The 12,481-nt window shown below is 61.0% G+C and carries 8 protein-coding genes; 2 read left to right on the forward strand and 6 right to left on the reverse strand.

Going from position 1 to position 12,481, the window contains the following annotated elements; all coding sequences use genetic code 11:
* Positions 1-290 precede the first annotated feature (290 nt).
* The 6 genes from GTQ41_RS14855 to GTQ41_RS14880 all read right to left on the reverse strand — a co-directional run bounded on the left by GTQ41_RS14855 (position 291) and on the right by GTQ41_RS14880 (position 8,876).
* Positions 291-2,933 (reverse strand): TonB-dependent receptor, encoded by a 2,643-nt coding sequence (locus tag GTQ41_RS14855; RefSeq protein ID WP_047291424.1) that lies wholly within the window; start codon positions 2,931-2,933, stop codon positions 291-293.
* A 115-nt stretch (positions 2,934-3,048) separates the two neighbouring features.
* Complete coding sequence (locus tag GTQ41_RS14860; protein ID WP_047291422.1) at positions 3,049-3,552, reverse strand: RES family NAD+ phosphorylase; 504 nt, start codon at positions 3,550-3,552, stop codon at positions 3,049-3,051.
* On the reverse strand, positions 3,549-4,025 hold the full coding sequence (locus tag GTQ41_RS14865; RefSeq protein ID WP_182401459.1) for an MbcA/ParS/Xre antitoxin family protein: 477 nt from the start codon (positions 4,023-4,025) through the stop codon (positions 3,549-3,551). Before GTQ41_RS14865 ends, GTQ41_RS14860 begins: the two co-directional genes overlap by 4 nt.
* A 269-nt stretch (positions 4,026-4,294) precedes the next feature.
* Positions 4,295-7,216: a TonB-dependent receptor gene (locus GTQ41_RS14870; RefSeq protein ID WP_217325295.1), complete on the reverse strand. Its 2,922-nt coding sequence runs from the start codon at positions 7,214-7,216 to the stop codon at positions 4,295-4,297.
* A 191-nt stretch (positions 7,217-7,407) separates the two neighbouring features.
* Positions 7,408-8,370, reverse strand: coding sequence for a FecR domain-containing protein (locus GTQ41_RS14875; protein WP_047291419.1), 963 nt, complete (start codon positions 8,368-8,370; stop codon positions 7,408-7,410).
* Positions 8,367-8,876, reverse strand: coding sequence for a sigma-70 family RNA polymerase sigma factor (locus GTQ41_RS14880; RefSeq protein WP_047291417.1), 510 nt, complete (start codon positions 8,874-8,876; stop codon positions 8,367-8,369). The genes GTQ41_RS14875 and GTQ41_RS14880 overlap by 4 nt, the downstream gene beginning before the upstream one ends.
* A gap of 295 nt (positions 8,877-9,171) precedes the next feature.
* Here GTQ41_RS14880 and GTQ41_RS14885 point away from each other — a divergent pair, with 295 nt between their 5' ends.
* Together GTQ41_RS14885 and GTQ41_RS14890 are read left to right on the forward strand one after the other, a co-directional pair.
* Positions 9,172-10,890, forward strand: a complete 1,719-nt coding sequence (locus GTQ41_RS14885) for a hydrogenase maturation protein (protein ID WP_047291416.1) — start codon at positions 9,172-9,174, stop codon at positions 10,888-10,890.
* Between the two features lie 639 nt (positions 10,891-11,529).
* Positions 11,530-12,393 carry a LysR family transcriptional regulator gene (locus tag GTQ41_RS14890; RefSeq protein ID WP_041072725.1) on the forward strand — a complete coding sequence of 288 codons (864 nt, stop codon included), beginning with the start codon at positions 11,530-11,532 and terminating at the stop codon, positions 12,391-12,393.
* Positions 12,394-12,481: the final 88 nt, after the last annotated feature.

Genomic DNA, 12,481 nt, shown 5'->3' on the forward strand with positions numbered 1-12,481 from the left:
TTTTGCACGGCGCTGTTTATGGCGTCATCGCTGGCAAGCCAGCTCCCACACGTTTTGCGGTGCTCACAAATCCCTGTGGGAGCTGGCTTGCCAGCGATGACGCCCGAACAATCACCAAACATCCTGCCTACCTGTGATGTGCAACAGGCCGGCGTTTTTTATAGGGCAGGCTTAGATCAATAAGTGACTAAAACCTGCCCCTTCCATGAAATCCGCTCCCGCAGGCTGCAATCTTTTGACTTTTGAAGATCAACAGATCGCAGCCTTCGGCAGCTCCTATACAGAGCGGGTCAGAACTTGTAATTGACCCGCGTGTACAGCGTCCGCCCGAACGGGTCGCCGTACTTCGGGTCGTAGCCGCTCTGGAAGGTGTAGGTCTGGTTGCTGAACGGTGGCTCGCGGTCGAACAGGTTCTTCGCACCGAGGGTCACGCTCAGGGTTTTGCGCCAGGTGTAGGTGCCGGCCAGATCCCAGACGTTGTACGAGCCGACGTAATCGTGAGTCTCACGGTCGGAGTCGTGGTAACCGCTGGTGTAGCGGTTGGTCAGCGCCACCCCGTAGGGGCCGTAGTTCCAGCTGCCGGTCAGGCTGTGGCGCCAACGAGCCACAGCGCCGGCCGAGGAAAAGTCGCCGCCACGAAAGTCACCGAGCTTGTCGATGTAGTCGCCCTTGAGTTGCTGCTGATACTCGTAGCGGCTGACATAGGTGCCTTGCAGGCCGATACCGAAGTTGCCGTACGGGGTGCTCGGCAGGCGGTAATCGAAGCTGACATCGACACCATTGGTCTTGATCTTGCCGAGGTTGGCCAGCCCCGTGACGATGTGATCAATGGAGCCGTCAGGCTTGCGCACCAGGCGATCCGGGTACAGTTCCGGGTTCTCGAATACCGCTGACTCGGGGAATTCGGCGATCTGGTTAGCGATGTTGATCCACCAGAAGTCCAGCCCGGTGCTCAGGCGCTCAAACGGCTGATAGACGAAACCGAGGGTAACGTTGCGCGCGGTTTCCGGGCTCAGGTCCGTGTTGCCACCGGTGCGGCTGTAAAACTGCTGGGCGCAGTCGCGGTTGGCGATCCCGCCGTTGCTCGGATTACCGCCAGCGCACAGCCGTGGGTCGTTGTAGTTGGCGACGGTGAACGTGGTGAAGTTCGGGTTGTACAACTCGTACAGCGACGGCGCGCGGAAACCCTCGCTGTAGGCGCCACGCACCACCAGCTCCTTGAACGGCTGGAAGCGGAACGAGTATTTCGGGTTGGTGGTGCTGCCGAAGTCGCTGTACTTGTCGTGGCGCACGGCGGCGGACAACTCCAGGCTGTCGAGCACCGGCACGTTGACCTCGGCGTATTGCGCCGAGACGCTGCGATCCCCGGCGACGCTGGCATTGGGGTCGACACCCAGGCTTTGCACATCAGCGGCGAACTGGGCGAAGTCCTGGTGGAAATCTTCCTTGCGGTATTCGCCACCCAGCGCCAGCGCCGACGGGCCGGCGCCGAACCAATCGCCAATTTCGCGGCTGACACGCCCGTCAATCGCCTTCACCCGACCGACCGCCGTCGAGTAATCGCCGTCTACCGTGCTGGCCGCCAGCAACGCCTGTCCGGCAGCGGTCTGCGCGCCAAACGGGTTGATGATGCCATTGGCGATACCGGCACTGACGGCGCGGTCGTTGACGTAACCGGCCTCAATGGCATTCACCACTTTGTTCTGGTTGTACGACGCACCGACGTTATAGTCCCAACCCACCACGCTGCCATCGAAGTTCAACAGCAAACGCTGGCCAGTGTTGTCGTCTTCATGCTGGCGCGCGCCGACGGCGGTTTCTCGCCAGTTCACATCCACCGGTTGCGTCGGGTCGAGGGCGAAGCCGTTGGGGCCGGGGGTAATGCCGTTGCCGGGATAGAACGTCGTGCCGGGATTGACCTGATTGCCCATCAAGGTGCCAGGGCCGATCTGCGTACGGTTTTCGTTGCGTGCCCAGAAGTATTCGAGGCTGACGTTATGGTCATCCGCGAGCTTGCCGGTGGCTTTGGCGAACGCCGAAGTCTTCTCGGTTTCCGGTACCAGATCGAGATAGTTCCACAGGCTCTGGCGGCAAATACCGTTGCGTGCCAGCAATCCCGGCGCGTTGCAACCGGAACCGGCCAGCGGATTGGTGGCATTGCGGCCCTGACTCCAGTTCGCCGGCGATGCGGTGCCGGAGGTGTAATCGAGACCGCGTCCGGGCTGATAGTTGTAGGTGTAGCCACGATCCTCGGCAGCCAGGCGTTGCTGCTTGTCGTAACTGACCACACCGAACACGTTGAAGCGGTCATTCTGCAAATCGCCAAAGCCCCAGCTGCCACTGAAGTTACGACTTTCACCACCGCCGGCATGAGTCGGCGTGTCGTAGTTGGTGCTGAGCTGGCCTTCGGTGAGGCTGGTCTTGGTGATGAAGTTGATCACCCCTCCGATCGCATCGGTGCCGTACAACGCCGAAGCGCCGTCACGCAGGACTTCGACGCGATCAATGGCGGCGAACGGAATAGTGTTCAGGTCAACCCCGGACCCATTGATCGCGTTGGTCGCGTTGTTGCTCAGGCGCCGGCCATTGAGCAGCACCAGCGTCTTGTTCGGGCCGATGCCACGCAAATCGGCATACGACGCCCCGCCGCTGCTCGAACCCACTGAGCGGCCGGAGCCGACCGAGGACTGGTTGGCGGAAATCCGGCTCACCAGTTCTTCTGTGGTGCTCACGCCCTGCTCGCGCAATTCTTCAACTCGCAGGATTGTGACCGGCACCGCGGTTTCCGCATCGACCCGGCGAATCGCGGTGCCGGTGACTTCGACCCGTTGCAGCTGGGTCGTGGGTTCGTCGGCAGCAACTGCCGGCAAGGTATTGATCGCCAGCAGCAAGGCCAGGCTCAAACGGGATCTAACGGGTGAAAAATGGATCATGAACAGCCATCCCTGCGTTTTGGTTTATGCAGGGATGTGCAATGGACAGCAAGGTTTTATAGAGCCCGATTTAGACCGTTGGGTGATGAGGTTATGCAAAAAAACCAGCTGTGTATCAAACCAGTTCCATCTCCCTCAGCAACCGGGTATCCAGCCCAAACCGCTCCTGAGAAACCATCCTGAACTGGCCCTCCGCCAATTCGCAGCTCACCAGCAAATTCCACGAATGGCGGGTTGCCGCCGAGGGGATCAGTACAAACGGATGTTCTGCCAATAACGAATCGGCAAACAGTTGTTGATTGGGTGAAGGTTTGGCGGGGCTCAACCAGTAAGGATTCGGCACTTCCCCAGGCTGCACTATTTTCACTTTTGCTTCGTTGATGACCTCAAAACACGTGAGTACATAGGGTTCACTGTCCAGCGCATCAAAGCTGTGATTGGCTGCCACCTCCAGAATGGCTGACGACGGATCGACCGATGCATAAACGACTCGTCGTCCGGGTTTGTTCCATCGGCCACCATTGAGATTTGAACCCATCCCGCTGTCCCAAGTCCCGCCATAAACCTCGGGATCCAGCCGCCAGGCATACCAGTGCTCGTCCCAGGGCAAGGGATTCATGTGTAAACCCCGTATATCAGCTGCCCCAGATACTGCTCCACCATCTGAAACCCCAGTGAGTGCCGAATAAACTCCGCGGGGACGCGACCGTTCAGGTAGGTGCTGGGCTTGCGCAGCCACTCCTCGGCCCGTGACTGCCTCCCGAAGGCGCGAGTGGCCTTTTCCAGCACCAACGCATATTGGTAGGCGACGACGCTCTGCTGCGGGTCAAGCCGTACCGTTTTACCTTCCTTCAGTAATCGGCGTACGGTGCTGACCGACTTGCCGGTGATGCGTTTGACCATGTCGCCTTGCAGATAAAGCTCAGAGGTTGAAAGCATGTTGACGACATCGTTCAGCTCAAAACCTTCGTCGGTCAGGTCAACGATCAGAAAGGCATCGTCACCTATGTTCCGGCCGTTCACGAGCAAGTCGACAGGTCTGCCCTCGGCCCTCTTCACCCCCGTCAGCCGGGGTACCTTGACGCTGGGCATCGTGACCTCCTCCATGGGGCATCTGGCACGATCGGTGCGCCAGTGAAGGCGATGGGAATAAGCAGGCGTTTCGTATTCGAGGTGGGGAGTTCGCATAATCCATCCGTTATCAGAGGCCTGAGCGTCCAAGCCGTTTACGACTTCAATGTCAGCTCCGATGCTATAGATCGCGCTTCCGACGACCAACCTGAGAATGTCGTCGGAAATATCCCCGTTTCTGCGAAATCCAGACCTGTTTCCGTAGGACATTACCCACGAATACCGTGCGCTCAACTGCCGAAGTGATAACTCACATCCAGCCACCACTGCCGCCCGTACGGGCCATAGTTACCGGTCGGGTAATACGGCCAGCCAGCCGAGTCATCGTGTTTGATCTGGTTGAGCACGTTGTTCACGGTCAGGCCGACACTGGCGCGGTCATTGAGTTTGTATCGCGCACTGGCGTTGAACACCGTCCACGGCGACAGGCGCCCGTCACCCGCGCCGTTGGTCACCGACCCATAGCGAATGCCCATCAGCGTCGCCGTGGCCTTCTGGTAATCCCAGGTCAAACTGGCGTTGACCTTGCTGCGCCAGTCGTAATTGGTCCGCGATGTGCGCCAGTCCTGGGTCGGCGCCTCGTCCGACTCTTTATAGAAATGCGAAAGCACCAGGGTATAGCCCAGCGCCGAACTGAACGCACCGTACTGACCGGCGCCCCAGCGGATGTTGCTCTTGAAATCCAGACCACTGACCCGCTCGCTGGCGGCGTTGATCGCATTGACCCGCACCCGTTGCAACTGATTCGGATCGATGGCGGCATTGCCCGGGTTGCGGTCGATGCGCGCCAGGGTCGACTGGCAGTTGGCCGAGTTGATGTCCTGGGTGCCGTTGCGGCATTCGTTCTCTTGCTGCAACAGGCGGTTTTCGTCGACGGTGGTCAGCAGGTCATCAATCTCTACGCGCCAGAAATCCGTGGAGAAATCGAAATTGCGCGACGGCGACCAGACAAAACCGTAGGTCCAGGATTTGCCGCGTTCGGACTCAAGGTCCGGGGTGCCGCTCTGGGTGTAATCGACCCGCCCGCGATCACACGCGCCCTGCACGCCCTGGCTGCAACCGTAGTAGTCGATCTGCGCCGGGTAGTAACCGTTGCTGTCGGACTGGTAGATGTAGTTCAGATCCGGCGCGCGGAAACTGGTGCCGTAACTGCCACGCAGCAACAGACTGGTGATCGGGCGCCACTCCAGCCCAAGGTTGTAGGTTTTCTGCTGCTCGCTGCGGCCACTGAATTTGTACTGGTCCCAACGTCCGGCGGCAGTGGCCAGCACGGTGTCAGTGACCGGAATGCTGAACTCGCCACCGGCGGCGTAACGCTTGCGCGAACCACCGGAACTTTGTGCCGGGCTCACACCATAGAAAGTGCCGTCATTCAGTCCGTCGTCCGGGTCGACGCGATACTCCTGCTTGCCCGCTTCCAGCACCCCGGCAAATCCGACCGGGCCGGCCGGCAGGTCAAACAGATCGCCATTGATCGAGGCGTTGTAGCTGGTGGAAACCGACTTGCTGCGCTGTGTCAGGTTGCTGCGAAACTGCTCCCACTCTTGTGGCGTCAGCGGACGATCGAGACGCGAGGCGTCCGGGGCGAACACCGGGTAACCGTCACGCGTGCCCAGTTGCGGGCCGAGGTAGAAATCCTGAATCGAGGACAACGGCGTGTAGCGGGTGGTTCTGACGCTGCGATATTCCGAGCGGTTGGCCGCCAGGTCATAACGCCAGCCGGTGTCGGCGATCTTGTCCGAGAGGCCGAGGGTGCCGGTCCACGACGTGTCGGTCCATTTGCTGTTGTTGCTGGTGCGGCCACCGATTTCCTCTTCGCCGTAACGGCGATACCAGCGCTCGAGATTGCCGCTGTTCTGGTTGATGAAGTCCGGCGAAGTGAACGTCGGGCCACGGGTGTTGTTCTGAATGTGATCGAGGCCATACATCAAGTCGGCAAACACCTGACCGCTGTCGCTGAAGTGCCAGGTGCCACGGGTGTAGCCGTCGTAGTTTTCCTTTTGCGTCTGAATGGTCCAGTAATCGTTGTACATCTGATCGGTGCGGCAGCGTCCGCCGTTGTTCAACAGCTTGTTGTCGAAGGTGCCTTGATAGGCGCCGCAACCGGGGCCGAGGTAGCGGTTATTGCTCAGGTCGCGACGGTAACCGACGTCCGCCAGCGGGCCGCTCTGCATGAAGCCGCGATCATCGGCCCAGATCGGATCTCGGTTGGTCAGCTCCAGGCCGAACAAGCCGTCGAAGTCGCCCCAACTGCCGCCGCCGCTGATTTGCAGGCGCTGATTGTCGCCACCGCCACGCTCACTGGTACCGCCCTTGAGATTGACGTCGATGCCATTGATCTGCTTCTTGAGAATGATGTTGACCACCCCGGCAATCGCGTCAGAACCGTAGATTGCCGAAGCGCCGCTGCTGAGAATTTCGATGCGTTCGATGACTGCCGAAGGAATGTTCGCCAGGTTGGTGAAGTTGACTTTGCCGTCGTACGGCGTCGGGTAATCGGCGACGCGCCGGCCGTTGATCAACACCAGTGTGTGATTGGGGCCAAGGCCCCGCAGGTTGATCGCGCTGGCCGCCGGTTGCCAGGTATTGCCGTAGTCCTCGCCCTGGGTCATGCCGGTGTTTTGCGTCTGCGTCGCCAAGGCGTCATAGACGTTCTTGTAGCCGCGCGCCTCCATCTCTTCGTGGGTGATGACGTTGACCGGAGTCGCGCCATCGCTCTGTGCACGAGCGATTCGCGAGCCGGTGACGGTGACTTTTTCCATGCGGTAATCGGCGCTGGTGGCCGGGGCCGCGGCGCTGACTTTGGCCGCTATCGGCGTACTCGCTGCGCCTTCGCGCACGCTCAGGCCCTGGGCACTCTGCTCGACATGCAGGCCACTGCCGAGCAACGCTTTCTCGACCGCCTGACGCCCGCCCAACGCACCGCGCACGGCACTGCTGCGTTTGCCCTCCACCAGATTCTGACTGAAGGAAATCGGTACGCCGGTCTGGCGCGAGATATCCAGCAAAACCTCATCGAGCGGGCCGCTGGCGATGTCGAAGGTGTAGACCTGGGCCGCAGAGTCCTGCGCATACACCGCGATCGGCACCAGCCCCATCGCCAATGCGGCGGCGAGAGTCAGGCGAGGTAATTGTTGTTTGAATGAAATCATCAAGGGCTTCCCTGTTGAAGGCGTCTGCAGGGAATGAGCAGCGGGCCGGCGCTTTTTATAGGGCGGGGATTAGGCCAAGAAGTCATAAACCTATAACCGGACTCCACACACATTTGTGTAGGAGCTGCCGCAGGCTGCGATCTTTTGATTTTCGCTTTTAAAGATCAAAAGATCGCAGCCTGCGGCAGCTCCTACAGGGTGTTAGGTGGAATTGAGGGTTCGATGCTGACCCAGTAAGGGTTGTGCCATGTGACGCGAATCGGCAGCGAGCGCTCCAGCAATTGCAGAGTGCGGTCACTGTCGTCCAGCGGATAGAGACCGCTCAGGCGCAGATCGGCCACATCGGGACTCAGGTGCAGAATGCCCCGGCGATAGCGACGCAGGCTGTCGATCACTTCGCTCAGTGGCTGGTCGCGCACTTCCAGGCGACCTTGCACCCACGCGCTTTCCTGTCCGCTGCTGCGCTCCAGAGCCAGAATGTCCTGAGCGTTGAACAGCAGACTCTCCCCCGCCTCCACCACTTGCCGTGCACCGCCGGCGGTGACCACTTCGACCTGCGAATGCAGCATCACCAGCCGCGTAAAATCGTCGCCCTGTTGCACGAGAAATTTAGTGCCCAGCGCCCGCATCCGCCCATGTTCGGTCTCGACCACGAATGGCCGCGCGGGATCCTTGGCGACGTTCACCAGCAACTCACCCGAGCGTAACGCCAACAAGCGTTGAGTCGCATCGAATTGCGCCACCACCCGCGTGCGGGCATTCAGACTCAGTGCACTGCCATCTTCCAGGGTAAAGTCGCGCCGCTCGCCGGTGCCGGTCGCTAACTCCCCCGCCTCCGGCAGCCAGCCGTAGCGACGCCCGAGCAATCCGGCCAGCACGGCAATCCCGAGCACACTCAGGCTACCGCTGAGAAAACGCCGACGACTCGACGGCGCATTCAGGCTGTGCAGCAGACTGTTGCGGGGCAGCCCGCGCAAGTCCGGATGGCGCAGCAGGTTCAAACCGCCGTCCATTTGTTCGATGATCCGCTGATGTCGCGGGTCGGCTGCCCGCCACGCGTCGAACGCCGCACGCTCGCCAGCGCTGGCTTCACCGGACTGCAACAGCGCCATCCACTGCGCCGCCTCATCGATCACCGCGTCGTCCGGCCTCATGCCTGCATCGCCTGATAGCAACGTTTGAACGCCTCGACCATGTATTGCTGCACCCGACTGGTGGAAACCCCAAGCCGTTCGCCGATTTCGCTGTAGGTCAGACCGTCGAGCTGATGGTAGAGAAACGCCGCTTTGGCCTTGGCCGACAAGCCATTGAGCAGGCGATCGACCGCCAACAGCGCTTCGATCACCAGCGCGCGTTCCTCCGGCGATGGATGCACCGGTTCCGGCGCCAGGGCCAGGCTTTCCAGATAGGCGCGTTCCAGGTCCTGGCGACGCCAGCCTTCATACATCAGCCGTCGGGCGATGGTGGTCAACAGCGCCCTCGGTTCACGAATCGCGGTCGGGTCCGGCAGGGTCAATACCCGCAGAAAAGTTTCCGAGGCGATGTCCTGTGCACTGTGCGGGCAACCCAGCGTGCGGCCAACGGCAGCGCACAGCCAGCGATAGTCCTTTTGGAACATTTGCCCAATGATCCGGTCATGCGGGTTTTGAACATCACCCATGTCTTGCTCCCTGAAACGGGTCCCACCCGCTGCGAAAAACCATCGTTCTGCCGGGATCGTCCGACTCCTGATCTGGCGCGACTGTGCAATAGCGCTGCTTACATTTGAAGTAATAAAAAATCAGGACAGTCAAACCTTTGAGAATAAGGAACCTCATCGCCGGGGAAATATTGACTCACACAACGTTGACCCGGATCAGTTGCCAGCGCTGCAGCACTGACTAATCTGCGCGCTCCATCGAATGCCAGGGACGGCTCATCAGGAGCCCACGGCAGCCCTTTCAAGGAAGAAAACCATGCGATCACTGAAGATTATTCTGCTGTCCTCGGCCTTCAACGGCCTGACTCAACGCGCCTGGCTGGAACTGCGCCAGGCCGGGCATTCGCCCAGCGTTGTGGTGTTCACCGACGAGGCTTCGGTGTGCGAACAGATCGAGCACAGCGGCGCCGATCTGGTGATCTGCCCGTTCCTCAAGGACCGCGTGCCGCAAGCGCTGTGGAGCAATCTCCGGCGGCCGGTGGTGATCATTCATCCGGGCATCGTCGGCGATCGTGGCGCCAGCGCGCTGGACTGGGCGATCACCAATGAACTGACAAGTTGGGGCGTGACCGCCCTGCAAGCGGTGGAGGAAATGGACGCCGGCCCGGTCTGGGCCACCTGCGAATTCAATCTGCCGCCGGGCTTGCGCAAATCCGAGCTGTACAACGGTCGGGTCAGCGATGCGGCGATTCGCTGTATTCGCGAAGTGGTCGAAAAATTCATCGACGGCTTTGTCCCTGTCGCACTGGATTACAGCGATCCCAAAGTCCGCGGCCGCCTGCAACCGAACATGAAGCAAGCCGACCGCACCTTCAGCTGGCACGATTGCTCGCGGTTCATCAAACGCTGCATCGACGCCGCTGACGGCCAGCCCGGGGTTTTGGCGAGTCTGGCCGGTGGGCAGTATTACGTGTACGACGCGCACCTCGATCAACGCACCGGCATTCCCGGCAAGATCCTCGCGGTGCATGATGACGCGGTGCTGGTTGCCACCGGTGATCACAGCCTGTGGATCGGTTCGTTGCGGCGCAAACCACTGCCTGGCGAAGAAACCTTCAAGCAACCGGCGCGGCACGTGCTGGCCGGGCAACTGGTCGACGTGCCGACGCTCGACTGGTCAATCGCCCGCGAGCCGTTCAATGAGGAGGCGTATCAGCCGATCCGCTACCGTGAATCCGGGCATGTCGGGGAGCTGACCTTCGAGTTCTACAACGGCGCGATGAGTACCGAACAGTGTCAGCGTATGGTCGAAGCGCTGCGCTGGGCCAAATCGCGGGACACCCGCGTGCTGTTGATCAAGGGCGGGCGCGGCAGTTTTTCCAACGGTGTGCACCTGAACGTGATCCAGGCCGCGCAGGATCCGGGCGCCGAGGCCTGGGCCAATATTCAGGCAATCGACGATGTCTGCGCCGAGCTGCTCAGCGCGCAGCAACTGGTGGTCAGCGGCGTGACCGGCAATGCCGGAGCCGGCGGCGTGATGCTCGCACTGGCCGCCGACATCGTGTTTGCCCGGGCCGACATCGTGCTCAATCCGCATTACAAGAGCATGGGTCTGTATGGCTCGGAATACTGGACCTACAGCCTGCCCCGCGCTGTCGGCCCGACGGTGGCCGAACAACTGACCCAGGCCTGCCTGCCAATCAGCGCCACGCAGGCGCTGCAACTGGGCATGGTCCAGGAGATCGGTCCGCGCTGCCCGGACGAGTTTTCGTTATGGTTGCTGCAACGGGCCAATGCGACATTGACCGACCCGACCTATGCCGCCGTGCGTGAGCGCAAATTGCGGGTTGATCAGGTGCTGATCGAGCAATGCCGGGAAAACGAACTGCAGGAAATGCAGGAAGACATGCTCTACAACCGCAACCAGTTTGCCGAGAAGTGCGGCCACTTCGTCTACAAGCGCAAGGCCTGCGGCACGCCGGCGCGGCTGGTGGAAGACTGGGCGCGGGTGCGCAAGGTTGAGTTGGCGGGTTGAGCTTCAGCGCCCACTACGGCCTCATCGCTGGCAAGCCAGACGCCCACAGGGTTCTGCGTCCGACACAGTACCTGTGGGAGCTGGCTTGCCAGCGATGGCGGTGTCTCGGGCGACACTGGTTTGGCAGACATTCCTCCCACAGGGTTCTGCGTCCGACACAGTACCTGTGGGAGCTGGCTTGCCAGCGATGGCGGTGTCTCGGGCGGCACTGGTTTGGCAGACATTCCTCCCACAGGGTTCTGCGTCCGACACAGTACCTGTGGGAGCTGGCTTGCCAGCGATGGCGGTGTGTCGGGCGGTACTGGTTTGGCAGACATTCCTCCCACAGGGTTCTGCGTCCGACACAGTACCTGTGGGAGCTGGCTTGCCAGCGATGGCGGTGTGTCGGGCGGCACTGGTTTGGCAGACATTCCTCCCACAGGGTTCTGCGTCCGACACAGTACCTGTGGGAGCTGGCTTGCCAGCGATGGCGGTGTCTCGGGCGGCACTGGTTTGGCAGACATTCCGCCATCGCCAGCAGGCTCACTCCTGCAGGGGTTTGCATCGCTCACGAAATCCATGTAAACCGCAGCGCAATGAACGATGACGCGGTGGCGAGCCGGCACTTACAATGCCCGCACCTCAGACACCGGCCCGCCCATGGACATCGACCTCGCCCGCACCTTTCTGGAAATCGTCCGCCACGGCAGCCTCGCCGCGGCGGCGCAGAAGTTGTTCGTCACACAAACGGCGATCACCGCCCGGGTGCAGAAGCTCGAAAGTCAGCTGGGCAGCACGCTGTTCGTGCGCAACCGCGCCGGGGCGAAACTGACCGCCAATGGTGAGGCTTTCGTGGTCTACGCCAATCAACTGGTGCAGACCTGGGAAGCCGCGCGGCGCGACCTGCCGCTGCTGGACGGCTATCACAACGTGCTGCACATCGGCGGTGAAGTCAGCCTGTGCAACCCGTTGATGCTCAGCTGGGCCGCCGAACTGCGCGAAAAAATCCCCGGACATGCCCTGCGCATGGAAATCCGCGACGGCGAAAACCTGCTGCGCCAACTCGAACTCGGTGTGCTCGATGCCGCGCTGGTCTATCAGCCGGAATATTGGCCCGGCCTGCAAGTCGAGCAGGTACTGGAAGAAAAACTGATTCTGGTACGTGCGCCAAACCGCCCGGATCCTTACGTCTACATCGACTGGGGGCCGGACTTCCGTCGCCAGCACGACGCCGCCCTGCCAGACAAGGCCAAAGCCGCGCTGAGTTTCAACCTCGGCCCGCTGGCCCTGCAATACATCCTCGAACACGGCGGCAGCGGCTACTTTCGTACGCGCGTGGTGCGCAGCTATCTGGAAACCGGCGCGCTGGAAGCGGTGACCAAGGCCCCGGAATTCGGCTATCCAACTTATTTGGTGTACGCCCGCGAGCGAGACTCGGCGACCCTGCAACAGGCCTTCGATCTGTTGCGCCAGGTGATCGAGACCGATGACGACTGGTCGCAGCGCTGGAACCCGTTGAGCTGAGTCGGCCGCTTTACACCGGAGCATGGCACAACTGACCTCAAGGTCCGGCCTGCACAAACGGCCCGATCGGCTAATCTGCCGGGTATAA

Origin of the sequence: Pseudomonas sp. AN-B15, from assembly GCF_019056475.1 — a bacterium.
GTDB classification, from domain to species: Bacteria; Pseudomonadota; Gammaproteobacteria; order Pseudomonadales; family Pseudomonadaceae; genus Aquipseudomonas; species Aquipseudomonas parakoreensis.

Excerpts from the sequence above, each read along its gene's own strand:
- GTQ41_RS14855 (WP_047291424.1), bottom strand. The coding sequence starts at position 2,933 with ATGATCCATTTTTCACCCGTTAGATCCCGTTTGAGCCTGGCCTTGCTG.
- GTQ41_RS14860 (WP_047291422.1), bottom strand. The coding sequence starts at position 3,552 with ATGAATCCCTTGCCCTGGGACGAGCACTGGTATGCCTGGCGGCTGGAT.
- GTQ41_RS14865 (WP_182401459.1), bottom strand. The coding sequence starts at position 4,025 with ATGCCCAGCGTCAAGGTACCCCGGCTGACGGGGGTGAAGAGGGCCGAG.
- GTQ41_RS14870 (WP_217325295.1), bottom strand. The coding sequence starts at position 7,216 with ATGATTTCATTCAAACAACAATTACCTCGCCTGACTCTCGCCGCCGCA.
- GTQ41_RS14875 (WP_047291419.1), bottom strand. The coding sequence starts at position 8,370 with ATGAGGCCGGACGACGCGGTGATCGATGAGGCGGCGCAGTGGATGGCG.
- GTQ41_RS14880 (WP_047291417.1), bottom strand. The coding sequence starts at position 8,876 with ATGGGTGATGTTCAAAACCCGCATGACCGGATCATTGGGCAAATGTTC.
- GTQ41_RS14885 (WP_047291416.1), top strand. The coding sequence starts at position 9,172 with ATGCGATCACTGAAGATTATTCTGCTGTCCTCGGCCTTCAACGGCCTG.
- GTQ41_RS14890 (WP_041072725.1), top strand. The coding sequence starts at position 11,530 with ATGGACATCGACCTCGCCCGCACCTTTCTGGAAATCGTCCGCCACGGC.